General features: G+C 69.0%; 12 protein-coding genes. 4 read left to right on the top strand and 8 right to left on the bottom strand.

Annotated features, from left to right (window positions below):
• Positions 1-8 precede the first annotated feature (8 nt).
• The 3 genes from ARTB_RS15040 to ARTB_RS15030 all read left to right on the top strand — a co-directional run bounded on the left by ARTB_RS15040 (position 9) and on the right by ARTB_RS15030 (position 2,469).
• Entirely contained in the window at positions 9-1,337 is a 1,329-nt protein-coding gene (locus ARTB_RS15040) for a nicotinate phosphoribosyltransferase (protein WP_243181270.1), read from the top strand.
• On the top strand, positions 1,338-2,045 hold the full coding sequence (locus tag ARTB_RS15035) for an isochorismatase family protein (RefSeq protein WP_243181269.1): 708 nt from the start codon (positions 1,338-1,340) through the stop codon (positions 2,043-2,045).
• Between the two features lie 76 nt (positions 2,046-2,121).
• Positions 2,122-2,469: a hypothetical protein gene (locus tag ARTB_RS15030; RefSeq protein ID WP_223915998.1), complete on the top strand. Its 348-nt coding sequence runs from the start codon at positions 2,122-2,124 to the stop codon at positions 2,467-2,469.
• A gap of 140 nt (positions 2,470-2,609) precedes the next feature.
• Here the strand turns inward: ARTB_RS15030 and ARTB_RS15025 are convergent, their stop codons facing one another.
• From ARTB_RS15025 to ARTB_RS14990, 8 genes are all read right to left on the bottom strand, one after another.
• Complete coding sequence (locus ARTB_RS15025; protein ID WP_243181268.1) at positions 2,610-4,397, bottom strand: DEAD/DEAH box helicase; 1,788 nt, start codon at positions 4,395-4,397, stop codon at positions 2,610-2,612.
• Positions 4,398-4,610: 213 nt separating this feature from the next.
• Positions 4,611-4,928 (bottom strand): DUF3039 domain-containing protein, encoded by a 318-nt coding sequence (locus ARTB_RS15020; protein WP_370122952.1) that lies wholly within the window; start codon positions 4,926-4,928, stop codon positions 4,611-4,613.
• 60 nt (positions 4,929-4,988) lie between these two features.
• Positions 4,989-5,771: a glucosamine-6-phosphate deaminase gene (gene nagB / locus ARTB_RS15015; protein ID WP_028276050.1), complete on the bottom strand. Its 783-nt coding sequence runs from the start codon at positions 5,769-5,771 to the stop codon at positions 4,989-4,991.
• A gap of 58 nt (positions 5,772-5,829) precedes the next feature.
• Complete coding sequence (locus tag ARTB_RS15010; RefSeq protein ID WP_243181267.1) at positions 5,830-7,401, bottom strand: transporter; 1,572 nt, start codon at positions 7,399-7,401, stop codon at positions 5,830-5,832.
• Complete coding sequence (locus ARTB_RS15005) at positions 7,383-8,198, bottom strand: ABC transporter ATP-binding protein (RefSeq protein ID WP_243181266.1); 816 nt, start codon at positions 8,196-8,198, stop codon at positions 7,383-7,385. Before ARTB_RS15005 ends, ARTB_RS15010 begins: the two co-directional genes overlap by 19 nt.
• A 119-nt stretch (positions 8,199-8,317) precedes the next feature.
• On the bottom strand, positions 8,318-9,418 hold the full coding sequence (locus tag ARTB_RS15000; protein ID WP_243181265.1) for an NADH:flavin oxidoreductase/NADH oxidase: 1,101 nt from the start codon (positions 9,416-9,418) through the stop codon (positions 8,318-8,320).
• A complete protein-coding gene (locus ARTB_RS14995) occupies positions 9,418-10,455 on the bottom strand; it encodes a tetratricopeptide repeat protein (protein WP_243181264.1) in 1,038 nt (345 codons plus the stop codon). The genes ARTB_RS15000 and ARTB_RS14995 overlap by 1 nt, the downstream gene beginning before the upstream one ends.
• Positions 10,456-10,511: 56 nt before the next feature.
• On the bottom strand, positions 10,512-12,413 hold the full coding sequence (locus ARTB_RS14990; protein WP_439954135.1) for a hypothetical protein: 1,902 nt from the start codon (positions 12,411-12,413) through the stop codon (positions 10,512-10,514).
• A gap of 193 nt (positions 12,414-12,606) precedes the next feature.
• Between ARTB_RS14990 and ARTB_RS14985 the strand changes: the two genes are divergently transcribed.
• A complete protein-coding gene (locus ARTB_RS14985) occupies positions 12,607-13,923 on the top strand; it encodes an AI-2E family transporter (RefSeq protein ID WP_439954134.1) in 1,317 nt (438 codons plus the stop codon).
• The last annotated feature ends 14 nt before the right edge of the window (positions 13,924-13,937 follow it).

Below are 13,937 nucleotides of genomic sequence, written 5' to 3'. Positions count from 1 at the left end.
GTGAATTTGTGAGTACCTCCGCTGGCTGGGACCGTCCCCGCACGTCCCTGTACACAGACCACTACGAGCTGACCATGCTGCAGGGTGCCCTGCAGTCCGGCGCGGCGCACCGCAAATCGGTCTTCGAGGCCTTCGCCCGGCGGCTCCCGGACGGGCGCCGCTACGGCATCGTGGCAGGCACCGGCCGCCTCCTGGAAGGGATCGCGAACTTCCGCTTCGGCGAGCCGGAACTGGACTACCTGCGCCGGACCAAGGTGGTCAACGACCAGACACTGGAGTACCTGGCCGGCTACAGCTTTTCCGGCGACATCTGGGGCTATCCGGAGGGTGAGGCTTACTTCCCGAACTCCCCCGCGCTGATCGTTGAGTCCACGTTCGCCGAGGCCTGCATCCTGGAGACCTACCTGCTCTCCGTGCTCAACCACGACTGCGCCATCGCCTCCGCCGCCTCCCGGATGATCTCCGCGGCCGGGACCCGCCCATGCATCGAAATGGGATCGCGCCGGACCCACGAGGAATCGGCGGCCGCCGCTGCCCGGGCCGCGGTCATCGCCGGGTTCGACAGCACCTCGAACCTGGAGGCCGGATTGCGCTACGGGCTGAAGACGGTGGGCACGGCCGCCCATTCCTTCACCCTCCTCCATGACACCGAGCGGGAGGCCTTCGAGGCGCAGATTGCCGCCTTTGGGCCGGACACCTCCCTGCTGGTGGACACGTACGACGTCGAAACGGCCGTCCGCACCGCCGTCGATCTCGCCGGGGACAAGCTGGGCGCTGTCCGGCTGGACTCGGGCGACCTCGTGGCCCAGGCCCAGTGGGTGCGCCGGCTGCTCGACGAGCTCGGCAACGACCACACCAAGATCGTGGTGACCTCAGACCTCGACGAATTCGCCATCGCGGCGCTGGCGTCCGCGCCGGTGGACTCCTACGGCGTGGGCACCTCGCTCGTGACCGGGTCCGGGGCCCCGACGGCGAGCATGGTCTACAAGCTCGTCAGCCGTACCGACGACGCCGGCGATTTCATCTCCGTCGCCAAGGCCGCCAAGAACAAGGCCAGCAAGGGCGGCCGGAAGTACGCGCTGCGCAAGCTCAATGAGCGCGGGACCGCCACGGCCGAAATCGTCGGCGTCGGCCATCACCCGGAGGACGACGGCAACGACCGTCCGCTGCTGCAGCAGTTCGTCAAGAACGGCGAGCTCCTCCCCGGGTGGACGGGCCCGGAGGGGGTCCAGCGCGCGCGCCGGCGCCACGCGGAAACCATGCGGGAGCTTCCCGCGGTGGTCAACCGGCTCCAGCGCGGCGAGGCGGCCATCCCCACCATCTACGAGGAGGACTGAATGTCCCGCGCCTTGATCATCGTTGACGTCCAAAACGATTTCTGTGAGGGAGGTGCCCTGGCTGTCCCAGGCGGGGCAAGCCTGGCCGGGGAAATCAGCGAGTACGTTGATGCCCACCACGGCCAGTTCGACCACGTCGTGGCCACCCAGGACTGGCACATCGATCCGGGTGAGCACTTCTCGGAGAAACCCGATCTCGTGGACAGCTGGCCGCGGCACTGCGTGGCGGGCACCCGCGGGGCCGAACTGCATCCCGATCTTGATCCCGAACACATCCAGGCGTACTTCCGCAAGGGCCAGTTCGCCGCGGCGTACTCCGGCTTCGAAGGGCTGCTGGCCCCCGAGGACGACGTCCCCACCGGTGACCGCCAGCCCGGCGCCATGCCCGTTACCGGCGCCGGAGGCTCCGGAGACTCCGGAGACTCCGACGACTCCGACGACTCCGACGACACAGTGAGTCCCTTCGCGGGCAGTGATTTCGCCGCTGGCGAGGACGCGATCGGGCTGGACGACTGGCTGCAGAGCCACGACGTCGAGGACATCGTGGTGGTGGGCATCGCCACGGACTACTGCGTCAAAGCGACCGCCCTGGATGCCGTCCAGGCCGGCTACTCCGTCACGGTGCTGCGCGGCCTGACGGTCGGCATTGCCGAAGACCTGGACGATGCCGTGGCCGAGATGGAGCTCGGCGGCGTCGATGTCCTCTGAGCCAGTAGACTCGAAATCCTTGCCCCCATCGCCAGTCTTGCCATATCGACAGACCCGTAGAACCCCGGAGTACACCATGAAGAAGACCCTGACCGTCCTGATTGCCGCCGGAGCGCTGCTCGGCGCGGCCGGCTGCTCTGCCACGCCGCAGCTGACCAACGAGGAAACCTGCGCCCGGGTCAAGACCGTGGTCTCCGCCCAGTCGGCCACATCAGACAAGACCGGCATGACCCGGGTCGCCAACCAGCTGCGGCCCATCAAGGCGGCGGCATCCGAGGACCTGCGGGCCCCGCTGCAGACCATCATCGAATACTTCGACGAGTCAGCCAAGCCCTCCCCGGACACCGCCAAGCTCGAGGACATGAAGGCCGACTACACCGCGGCAGGCCAGACCTACGGCCAGGTCTGCGGCGCCGGCCAGTAGCCGAAGCAAAGTTCAAAGCAGAGTAAACAGCAGAGGGACCAGTTCACAGTGAACTGGTCCCTCTGCTGTTGCCCGGCGCCTATTGGCCTGAGCCCATAACCCTGTGCCCTTAACCCCGTGCCATAACCGCCTGCGCGGGGCTACTTCCGGCCGATGAACCAGTCCTGGAGCTTGCGCAGGCGGGTCTGCAGCTGTTCCTCGTTGGCCTGGGCGACGGCCGGGCCGCCGCAGACGGTCCGGAGCTTGGTATGGATGACGCCGTGCGGGGTCCCGGTGCGGGCAGACCAGGCCGCGACGTTTTTGGCCAGCTCGGTGCGCAGGTCCATAAGCATCCGGTGGTCCGGCACGGCCGGGGCCGCAGCCGCGGCTGCCTCAGTCTGCGGGGAGCGCCTGTTCTTCCGGTTCAGCTGCTCGTGCTGGCGCTGGCGCAACAGCGTGCCGACCTGTTCAGCGTCCAGCAGTCCCGGGATCCCGAGGAAGTCGAGCTCGTCCTCCGAGCCCACCTCGCCGCCGGTGCCGAATTCGCCGCCGTCGAAGAGCACCCGGTCAAAGGACGCCTGGGAGTCGAGGGCCTCGAACTTGCCCTTCATCAGGGAATCGGAGGCCTTCTCCTCGCGGTTCGCCTCGTCCATGAGCGAATCCTCGGGATTGAAGAGGCCGTCGCTGTCTTCCTTCTCCGGGCGGTCCAGGGCGTGGTCGCGCTCGGCCTCCATCGAGTTGGCCAGGGCCATCAGCTGCGGCACGGAGGGCAGGAAGACCGACGCCGTCTCGCCGCGCTTGCGGGCACGCACGAAGCGCCCCACGGCCTGGGCGAAGAACAGCGGGGTGGAGGTCGAGGTGGCGTAGACGCCGACGGACAGCCGCGGAACGTCGACGCCTTCGGAGACCATCCGGACGGCCACCATCCAGCGCTTCTCGCTGGCGGTGAATTCCTCGATCTTGCTGGAGGCCTTCGCGTCGTCGGAGAGGATGACGGTGGGCGATTCGCCGGTGATCTTCTTCAGCTGGCCGGCATACGCGCGGGCGTCCTCGTGGTCCGTGGCAATGACCAGGCCGCCGGCATCCGGGACGCTGCGCCGGACCTCGCTGAGACGCTTGTCCGCGCCGGCCAGGACGGCGGGGATCCATTCGCCGGCCGGGTTCAGCGCGGTGCGCCAGGCCTGGGATGTGATGTCCTTCGTGACGGCCGACTCCCCGAGCGAGGCGGCCATCTCGTCCCCCGCGCTGGTGCGCCAGCGCATTTGGCCGGAGTAGGCCATGAACATCACCGGGCGGACCACGTGGTCGCGCAGGGCCTTGCCGTAGCCGTAGGTGTAGTCGGCCTTGGACCGCCGGATCCCGTCCCGGTCCTCGGAGTACTCCACGAACGGGATGGGCGAGGTGTCCGAGCGGAACGGGGTGCCCGTCAGGGAGAGCCGCCGGGCCGCCGGGTCGAACGCCTCACGGAGGCCGTCACCCCAGGACAGGGCCTCGCCGCCGTGGTGGATTTCGTCCAGGATCACCAGCGTGCGGGCGGCTTCGGTCTTGGCCCGGTGCAGCATGGGCTTGCTGGCCACCTGGGCGTAGGTCACGGCGACGCCGATGAATCCGCGGCCGTGCTGGCCGTCGGCATTCTTGAAGTTCGGGTCGATCGCGATGCCCACCCGGGCCGCGGCGTCGGCCCACTGGCGCTTGAGGTGGTCGGTGGGTGCCACGATGGTCACGCGGTTGACCACTCCGGAATCGATGAGCATGGACGCCACGCGCAGGGCGAAGGTGGTCTTACCCGCGCCGGGGGTTGCGACCGCAAGGAAATCCTTGGGATGGGTGCTGAAGTAGCTGTCCAGCGCCTCCTGCTGCCAGGCGCGCAGCTTGGGGGCGGTGCCCCAGGCGGCCCGCTCGGGATAGGCGGGGGGAAGCGTGGGTCCGCCGAAAAGTGTCTCCGTCATTAAGGCGCCCTCCATCCGCGCATGGCTGCAGCCGACGGAGAAACCCAATTAAGCACAAAAACACCAATCTTTTTGGATGGACCGTAAGGCAGTACCCGGACAGCATGGACCGGCAATCAGGAAAGCAGAAAATCAGGGGCGCGACGGCGCGCCGCCATAGGGAAGCGCCGTCAGACGACGGCTAACGGAACCTGTTGGTTCCGTTGATTGCCCTTACTTGTCGCCGGAGCCCTTGCCGCCGTCGTTTCCGGGGCGCAGGCCCTCGTAGACTTCCTTGCATTCGGGGCAGACGGGGAACTTCTGCGGATCCCGGCCCGGAGTCCAGACCTTGCCGCAGAGCGCGATCACCGGTTCACCGGTCAGCGCGGATTCCATGATCTTTTCCTTGCGCACGTAGTGCGAGAAGCGCTCCCGGTCACCGGGCTCAACTTCCTGGCGCAGTTCCTCGCGCTCGATCGTGGCCGTTGACGTCCCGGCTCCGGAGAGCTCGCGCATCGGATCGTTTTCGAGAGGATCGGTCATGCTAGTCATGACACCCATCTTAGCCGTTGGAAGGGCGCTGCCGGACCTGCGGGGTGCCGGCGGCGGGGCCTAGAGGCCCTGCCAGGCGGGTTTGTGGTCGTAGCTGTGGCGGTAGTAATCCGCCAGCCGCAGCGACGACGCCGCCGCCTCGTCCAGGAGGATGGTGGCGTGCGGGTGCAACTGCAGGACGGAGGCCGCACAGATGGCGGCGACGGGGCCCTCCGCGAGGTCCCGGACGGCCTGGGCTTTTTGCGCACCGGTGGCGATCAGGATCACGTGGCGGGCATCCAGGATGGTGCCCAGGCCTTGGGTCAGGACGTGGTGCGGCACGTCGGCCAGGCTGCCGAAAAACCGTGCGTTGTCCCGGCGTGTCTGCTCGATCAGGGTCTTGATCCGCGTCCGGGACGCCAGCGACGATCCCGGTTCGTTGAACCCGATGTGGCCGTCCGTTCCGACGCCGAGGAGCTGAAGGTCCACGCCCCCGGCATCGCGGATGGCATCTTCGTAGGCCCGGCAGGCTGCGGGGATGTCCGCCGCCGCGCCGTCGGGCACGTGGACGTTGGCCGGACTGATGTTCACCCGTGCGGTGAATTCGCGGGCGATCACCTCGCGGTAGGACTCCGGGTGGCCGGCCGGCAGCCCCACGTACTCGTCCAGGGCGAAGGCGCGGACCCGGCTGAAATCCAGGCCGGCGCGCTCGTGCCGCGCCGCCAGTTCGACATACACCGGCAGGGGCGTGGAACCGGTCGCCAGGCCCAGGACGGCGTCGGGCTTGCGGCGGAGAAGGGCCTCCACCGCATCCGCGGCAAGCGACGCGATCTGTTTGCTGCCGGGAAGGATGACAACTTCCATGATCCTGCCTTACTGGCCTACCTGGTTTCCGAGTCTGCGCACTCCCAGCATGCACCCGTCAGCGGTTGACAGCCAGTTGTGCCAGCAGCTCCGGCGCCCGCCGGTCCAGCCACGCTCCGCCGGTCCGGACACCGACGGCGAAGAGTGTGAGACCAAGCACGGGTCCGAGGGCCAGCGCGATCCAGCCCGGCACGGAGCTCCCAGTGATGAACTGCGCGGCCACGAGCGCCGCCTCGGGAGCCACGAGGACCAGAAGCACGGCCATGCCGCCGAACTGCACGGCGAGGGTCTGGGCCACGTTGCCCGGCGGCTTCTTGAACGGGCTGTCCCCCGGAAGCGGGACGCTCACGGTGTAGCGCGCCGAGATCACCGAGGCCAGGCCCAGGCCGGTGAAGAGGACGCCGAGGCAGAGGCCCAGGACCGCGGGCAGCTTGTCCCAGTCGCCGGTGAAGAAGAACGGCCCGACGCTGAACAGGACCGCCACCGGCAGCGCAAAGCTCAGGCATGCCAGCGCACGGCCGAGCCTGTCGTCGGCGCCGCGCACCCCCGTTGCCACGTGCAGGGCGAAGGCGGTGCTGTCATAGGAGACGTCCGTGGAGATCGACCACGCCAGGAGGAAGGCCGTCAGCGGCCCGACGAACTGGAACGGGCCGTAGAACCCGCTCTGGCTGCCCTGGAAGAGGAACAGCACCGGCAGGAGCGGAACGACCACGAGCGCGCCGGCGTAGCGGGGATCGCGCAGCCAGTAGTACAGGGACCTCGCGGCGACGGCGGCGGCCGGTGTCGCCGGGAGCAACCCGAACAGGCCCGTGCCGCCAGTCCGCCGCTTGGATGTCCCGGCGTAGGGCGGGGTCACCAGGGCGCGCTGCAGCAGGACCTTCCACGCCAGGGCCAGCCCCGCCAGGGTGGCCGCGGCGATGAGGAATTTCACGGTCGCGGCCGCGTAGCTGCCGGCAGCCAGCTCGCCGCCGAGCGAGAACGCCGCCCCGGCCGGCGTCCAGGACAGGGCCCTGGCCAGGCCGGTCAGGAAATCGCCGGAACCGGCGATTCCCCTCGCGATGCCCGCCACGATGGGCCCCGTGAGCACGAGCGGGATGAGGAAGGCGACTGAGCTGATGTCCTTGAAGCGCCGGGAGCTTGCCAGTCCGGCCGTGGCCGTGGTCACGACCTTGGAGAGAACGATGCAGCTCAGCACGCCCAGCACGGCACCGAGGAGGGCGCCGGCTGCGGCCGGCAGGCTGCGGGACCAGGTGCCCACCGTGGCGAGCGCAACGAGTGAGGTGGCGAGACCTGGTATGCCGATCAGGCCGCCGAGCGCCAGCCCGGCCAGCAGCTGCGGCATGGGCACGGCAAAGGTGGTGAACCGGGCAGGGTCCAGCGTCATGTCCGCGGCGGAGACAGCGACGGGAATGACGGCCCAGCCCAGCAGCGCCGTGGCGCCGCCCAGGACCACCACGGTCTGGGCGAGTTCAATCTCCACCCCGCGCAGGACGAACAGCCCGGCCACGCAAACAGCCACGATTCCCAGGGCATACAGGGCGCCGATCCCGAGGCCCACCAGCTGCCACGGGCTGCGCCGGACGCTGTTGCGCAGCAGGGTCAGCTTGAGCCTCAGAAGGTGCGCAACCATTCCAGCCCTTCCGTGTGGTTCCGGCCGCCCACGAGCTGCACGAAGCGGTCCTCAAGGGTGGCGCCGGCGCGGACTTCCTCCACAGTCCCGGCGGCGAGGACCCGGCCGCCCGCGACGACTGCGACGTGGTCGCACATGCGCTGGACCAGGTCCATGACGTGGCTGGAGACGATGACCGTTCCGCCCGAGGAAACGTAGCGGTCCAGGATGTCGCGGATGTTCGCCGCGGAGATCGGGTCCACCGATTCGAACGGCTCGTCGAGGACCAGCAGCCGCGGGGCGTGGATCAGCGCCGAGGCCAGCGCGATCTTCTTGGTCATGCCGGCGGAATAGTCCACCACCAGCGTGCCGGCGTCATTGGCCAGGTCCAGGGCAGCGAGCAGTTCCGCCACCCGCGACGCCACCATTTCCCGGTCCATCCCGCGCAGCAGGCCGGCATAGGTGACCAGCTGCTCGCCGCTGAGGCGGTCGAACAGCCGGACGCCGTCGGGCAGGATCCCCATCAGCTTCTTGGCCTCCAGCGGATGCTGCCAGACGTCGACGCCGTGGACCAGCGCGGTGCCGAAGTCCGGGCGCAGCAGGCCGGTCGCCATGGACAAGGTGGTGGTCTTGCCGGCGCCGTTGGGCCCGACCACTCCGTAGAAGGAGCCGGCCGGAACGTCCAGGCTGATGCCATCGACGGCGATTTTGTCGCCGAAGCGCTTGGCGAGGCCAAGCAGGGACAGGGCAGGAACCGGCGGCGACGACGGACCGGCCGGGGCTGGCTGTCCCTGCTGGCCAGGGGGTTGGAATGTCATGACGCCAGACTAACCGCCGGACGGCGCGAAAAGGATAGTCCGCAAGGCGTACGTTTTCACTCGCGGGAACCGGCACAGCTGTTTCTGGAATGAATGCGGTTCTGGAATGGATGCCGGTTCTAGAACGAATGCCGGGGCAGGGCGCGCTCGTACTGCGGCGGCCACGCGAGGTCATGGCCGAGCTCAAACGCGGCCCGCAGCCACCAGTGCGGATCCCGCAGGGCGGCACGGGCGATGAACACGCCGTCCGCCTGGCCGGTGGCCACCGCGTGCTCGGCCTGCCCGGCGGACGTCAGGAGTCCCACCGTGCCGGTCCTGACCCCGGTTTCGCGCCGGATCCGGGCGGAGAACCCGGTCTGGTAGCCGGGGCCCACGGGAATCTGCTGGTGCGCCACGGCCCCGCCGCTGGAAACGTCCACCAGGTCCACCCCGCGCTCGGCGGCGGCAGCGGCCATCCGGACCGAGGCGTCGGCCTCGATCCCGCCCGGCGCCCAGTCCGAGGCCGAGATCCGCAGCAGCAGGGGCATGGAGTCCGGGATGACCGCGCGGACCGCGTCCACCACGGCAAGCGTCAATCGGTTCCGGCCCGCCTCGTCCCCGCCCCAGCGGTCCGTGCGGTCGTTGACCAGCGGGCTCTGGAACTGGTGCAGCAGGTAGCCGTGCGCGCCATGGATTTCGATCGTGTCGAACCCTGCGTCGACGGCCCGCACGGCGGACGCGGCGAAATCGGCGATCACACCGTCGATCTGCGCTTCCGTCATGGCCGACGGCGGCGCGTAGCCGTCGAATGCGCCGGTGCCAGGACCCACGGTGTCCCAGCCGCCCTCGGACGCCGGCACGCTGCCCAACTTGCCCGAGAACGGCCAGTAGGAGGACGCTTTTCGGCCTGCGTGCGCCAGCTGGGTGCCGATCTTGGTCTCCGCGGTGCCGTGGCGGTGCACGAAGGCGGTGATGCGTTCCCAGGCTGCGGCCTGGTCGTCGTTGTAGAGGCCGGCGTCGCGGGGGCTGATCCTGCCCGCGGCGTTCACGGCGTTGGCCTCGGTGAGGACCAGGGCCGCTCCCCCGGTGGCAAAGGAGCCCAGATGCATCAGGTGCCAGTCTGTGGGCACGCCCTCCCCCGTTTCCGGGTCGCAGCTGTACTGGCACATCGGGGACACCCAGCCACGGTGCTGCAGCCGCAGGGACCTCAGATCCAGCGGCGCGAAAAGTGCCGATCCCACTAGAACAGCACCCGGGCCAGCCCCTGGCGGGCCTTGGCGACGCGGTCGTCGCCGGTGCCGACGACGTCGAAGAGTTCAAGCAGCCTCACCCGGGCGGTCTCCCGTTCCGGGCCGAAGTTGCGGCCAATGAACGTCACGATCCGGCCAAGGCCGTCCTCGATGTGGCCGCCGGCGATATCCAGGTCCGCAACCCCGAGCTGGGCCTCGAGGTCGTCCGGCTCGTCGGCCGCGAGCCGGCGCAGGGCATCTGCCTCGGGCCCGGAGAGGGCCTGCAGGCGATCCATCAGTTCCACCTGTGCCAGGCCGGCCTTGGCCTCCGCGTCGGCGGGCATCTCGTTCAGGGCCTGCCGGTAGGCGGCGGCCGCGGCCGCGTAGTCGCCGGCCTCGATCGCATCGAACGCCGCCTGGTGCAGCGGCGGCAGTGGCGGCGCCTCCGGTTCCGCGCCACCCGGGCCGCCGGCGCCGATCCGCCCGGTCACGCCGTTGGCGGCCGCGACCTTGAGAAGTTCATCGAACAGGCTGCGTACCTGCTGTTCGTCCGCGCCGCCCTGGAAGAGCGGCACGGGCTGGCCCTTGACCACCGCGACGGCGGTCGGCACGGCCTGCACCTGGAACGCCTGGGCAAGTTCCGGGAACACGTCGATGTCCGCGGCCCCGAGGACCAGCCGGCCGTCGTAGCTCTCGACGATGCCTTCAAGGACGTCCACCAGCTGGCCGGAGCCTGGCGAATAGGAGGCCCAGAGCGCGATCACCACCGGCACCTGGGCCGAGAGGTCCACGAGCTCCTGGAAGTTGCCCTCGGTCACATCCACGCGCAACGGCCGGCCTGCGTGGTCGGCCGGGCCGGATGCCGGGGCCACCGGGGCACCGGCAGAACCGGCGGAGGCCGCCGGGCCGGGGGCTGCGGCGCCGGGACGGGCAGGTTCCGGAGAACTCGGCGCCGGCCGCTGTTTTAGGGCGGAGAGATCGACGGCGCCGCGCAGGTTCAGCGGGCTGGCGGCAACTGGCGGGACCGGGCGGGAAGCTGGCGTAGTCATAGCTCCACTCTAACCATTGAAGTCCCGCCCGGCGCCACCATGCCCGCCGGCGAAGGCTACTTGAAGGACGCCCCGACCAGGCCGCGGGTGGCGGCCACGAGCTTCATCGGATCCTTGGAACCGGCCGGCGGAACATAGACAGCCACGGACTCTGCGAAGTCCAGCACCATGCCGGTGCTGGTCTCCTTGCCGCCGGCCAGGGCGGCCGCGTCGTCGCCGATGGTGAGCTTGTCCCCGTCGGCCTTCGGAGTGCCGTCGAACGAGAAGTTCAGCCGTCCCAGGACCAAGGCCCCGCCGTCAGCGGTTCGGAACACGACAGTGTTGTCCGCGGCCGCCTTGTGCGTGAAGGCGAAGGTGCCGTTGACGCCTGATTTGACGACGTCGGCCTGGTAGGCGAGGGTGTCCGCGATGTAAGGGGAGGACTGGCCTTCGACGAGCTTGTCCTTGAAGGTGGAGTCGGCCTTGGTCAGGCGGTCACCGAGCCCGGCGAGGGCTTCGTCGCCGCTGTACGAGAGCCCGGTCTTGTCCGCGGGCGCCAGCGTCTCCGTACCGGCCCGGCCGATTCCCGGGAATGTGGCACCCGGCTGCAGCGGGGTGCTGCTGACCAGCTTGTAGTTATCCCGCGGGGACTCCTGGGTCAGGGTCAGCAGCTGCGGGACAACGTTGCCCTCGCCCTGCGTCACGGCCATGACCGAGCGCGGCCAGCTGCGCTTGTTGGTGACCACCGTGGTCAGCAGCTTGGTGGAGCGGACAGGCATGCGGGCCTCGTAGGAACCGACCTGCGAGCGGATCTTGTAGTTCTGTGTGCGCACCTGGAGTTCGGACTTGGCCACCCGCGGCGCCAGCTTGGCGGCGTCCTTGGCAGCGTCTCCTGCATCGACGGCACCGGCAACCTGTTCCAGGACGCGGCGGAACTGCGCGTCCAGCAGCACCGGCGCATCGCCGGTCTGGCCCTCGCTGCCCGGGGTCGCGGCGTCGGAGCCCGGGGCGCCGGAGACGGGAGCACTGGAGGCCGGGGCACTGGGCGACGGCGCGGGCGTCTGGCTGGCCTGGGCGGCCACTGACGTTCCGGCGACGGCTGCGGCGGTCAGCACCGCCACCACGATGCCGGAACGGCGCACCGTGCCGGAGCCCTTCTTCTGGCCGGCCGCTGCTTTCTCCGGGCCTGTTTTCTCCGGCGTGGCCGGCTGCGGCGCAGTCTCGGGTGCGGGGGTGCCGGGTGCGGGGGTGCCGGGTGCGGCAGGATCCTGGGTGCTTGCCGTCGAGCCGTCGTCCCCGCGGCGTGCCGCGGCCTTGGCCTGCGCGCGGCGGGCGAACGTGCCGCCGCCGGTGCCGCCGCCGTCGCGGTTGCCTGACTTCGGCTTGAGGACCAGCAGCGCCCCGCCGGCGATGATCAGCAGGCCGCCGAGCACCATGAACGGAATGGCCCACGGCGTGGAGGTGTCGTTCGGGAAAGTCATCGTGATGGAGCCCGGGGCGGGCTTGGTGCCGTCCGCGGCGAGGAGCAGCGACCAGTCGCCGTCGGCCGGCGCGTTCCACGAGTAGTCCATTTCGCCGGTGGCGTTCTCGGTAGTGACCCAAAGATCCGATCCGGCGGGCGACGGCGCGGTAGCTTCGCCGTCGGTATGCGTCAGCTGCAGCGCCTTGCCGTCCTCGGAGACGCCGGCGACGGTGTTGTGGGCCGTCTTGCCCACCCAGGCGTCGACGTCGTCCGGCCGGCCCGCGGCCAGCAGGAAGGCCCCTTCACCCTTGACCGTAATCTTCACGGTCCCGGGGTGCAGAGTCTTCAGCTTCTCGTCGAAGACGGTCAGCGGCGCGGCGGTGCCGGTCGGAGCGGTGGCCGTAATCGTCTCCGGGGGAGCCCAGAACGTCTTCTGGCCAATCCCGGCCAGGAGTGTCAGGAGGCCAAGCAGCACCAGGGCGACTGCAGTCTTGAAACGCAAAATACTACCTATCATCAGCGGACAGTTAGCTTCAATAGTAACCATTTTGTTACCCGCGAGTCAGATCGGGGACCCGGACGGCCCCCAGCGGCGGTGCCCGCGGGGGCGTTTTTCCCCTCTGGTGACAAGCCTGCTGATAGTGTTTGCGGTGATCATCACACCAGTGCCGCCAGTGTGGCGCAGCAAGTAATTAAGGGCATTTAACGCAGTGACTGAACATACGGATTCGTCCTCCGCCGGACCAGAAGAAGCGCAGGAATCCGACAGCCAGGAACCCGGCCCCGAACAACCCGTTTCCAGTCCCCGGCCCACAACCTCGCGCCCCCGGATTGCCGCGGCAAATGTCCTGCTGTCCGCGGCCCGGCGCCTGCGCCAGCCCCTGCCCGGAGCCCAGCCGAGAATCCGCTTCGAGATGCCCCCGGAGCACGAGGCCGGGGCCGAGGAGACGTCAGCGGCCGATGCCCGCTTCGGCAGTCCCGGTCCGCGCATGTCGGCCCAGCACCCCCTGTATATGGGCTTCATGGGCACGGTCGGCGTCGGCTTCGCCCTCTTGGTCTACTGGATCGGGTCAAATACGACGCAGTTGCTCTTGTGGATCATCACGGCGCTCTTCATCACCCTGGGGCTGGACCCGGTGGTGCGCTGGCTCGAACGCCGGAATGTCCCCCGGGCCGCCGGCATCCTCCTGTCCGTGTCCACCCTGGCACTCGGAGTCGCCGCATTTTTTGCCACCCTGATCCCCACGATCGTGCAGCAGGTGACGCAAATCGTGCAGCAGGCGCCCAAGTGGGTCCAGGAGTTTATTGACTCGGAATTCTTCCGGAGCGTCGACAGCCAGTTCGGCATCCGGGACCGGATCAGCCAGGAGCTGGAGAAGTTCGTGAACAACCCGGACGCCATGGGCGGCATCTTCGGCGGTGTTGTGGGCTTCGGCTCCACCGTGGCAAACGGACTGTTCGGCGCACTGATCGTGCTGGTCCTGAGCCTGTACTTCCTCGGTGCCCTGCCTGCCATGAAGAAGTGGGGCTACCGGCTCGCGCCGCGCTCGCGCCGGGCCCGGGTTGAAGCCCTGTCCGAGGAAATCACCGGTTCGGTGGGCAACTACGTGATCGGCCAGGCCGCCGTCGCAGTGCTGAACGCCACGTTCGCGTTCATTGTGATGTCGATCATCGGCGTACCGTTCGCCACGCTGCTGGCGTTCGTGGTGGCCCTGCTGGCGTTCATCCCGCTGGTGGGCGGCATGATTGCCGGGTTCCTGGTGACAATCGTGGCACTGACCGCCGGCTGGCAGACCGCGCTCGTCTTCGCCATCTGCTATTTCGCCTACCTCCAGTTCGAGGCTTACTTCATCTCACCGCGCATCATGCAGAAAGCCGTGGCGGTGCCGGGCGCCGTCGCCGTCATCTCGGTCATCGCCGGCGGCAGCCTGCTGGGCGTCCTCGGAGCCCTGATCGCCATTCCCACCGCGGCGGCCATCATGCTGTTGGTCAAAGAAATCCTCATCGCGCGCCAGGACAGCCGCTGACAGTTCCGCCTGGC

It is taken from the genome of Arthrobacter humicola (genome assembly GCF_022803015.1).
Lineage (GTDB): Bacteria > Actinomycetota > Actinomycetes > Actinomycetales > Micrococcaceae > Arthrobacter > Arthrobacter humicola_A.
The sequence above is the reverse complement of the archived record's forward strand: the minus strand, read 5'-3'. Positions and strand labels throughout refer to the sequence as shown.

Excerpts from the sequence above, each read along its gene's own strand:
- ARTB_RS15035 (WP_243181269.1), top strand. The coding sequence starts at position 1,338 with ATGTCCCGCGCCTTGATCATCGTTGACGTCCAAAACGATTTCTGTGAG.
- ARTB_RS15030 (WP_223915998.1), top strand. The coding sequence starts at position 2,122 with ATGAAGAAGACCCTGACCGTCCTGATTGCCGCCGGAGCGCTGCTCGGC.
- ARTB_RS15025 (WP_243181268.1), bottom strand. The coding sequence starts at position 4,397 with ATGACGGAGACACTTTTCGGCGGACCCACGCTTCCCCCCGCCTATCCC.
- ARTB_RS15020 (WP_370122952.1), bottom strand. The coding sequence starts at position 4,928 with ATGACTAGCATGACCGATCCTCTCGAAAACGATCCGATGCGCGAGCTC.
- nagB (WP_028276050.1), bottom strand. The coding sequence starts at position 5,771 with ATGGAAGTTGTCATCCTTCCCGGCAGCAAACAGATCGCGTCGCTTGCC.
- ARTB_RS15010 (WP_243181267.1), bottom strand. The coding sequence starts at position 7,401 with ATGGTTGCGCACCTTCTGAGGCTCAAGCTGACCCTGCTGCGCAACAGC.
- ARTB_RS15005 (WP_243181266.1), bottom strand. The coding sequence starts at position 8,198 with ATGACATTCCAACCCCCTGGCCAGCAGGGACAGCCAGCCCCGGCCGGT.
- ARTB_RS14995 (WP_243181264.1), bottom strand. The coding sequence starts at position 10,455 with ATGACTACGCCAGCTTCCCGCCCGGTCCCGCCAGTTGCCGCCAGCCCG.
- ARTB_RS14990 (WP_439954135.1), bottom strand. The coding sequence starts at position 12,413 with ATGATAGGTAGTATTTTGCGTTTCAAGACTGCAGTCGCCCTGGTGCTG.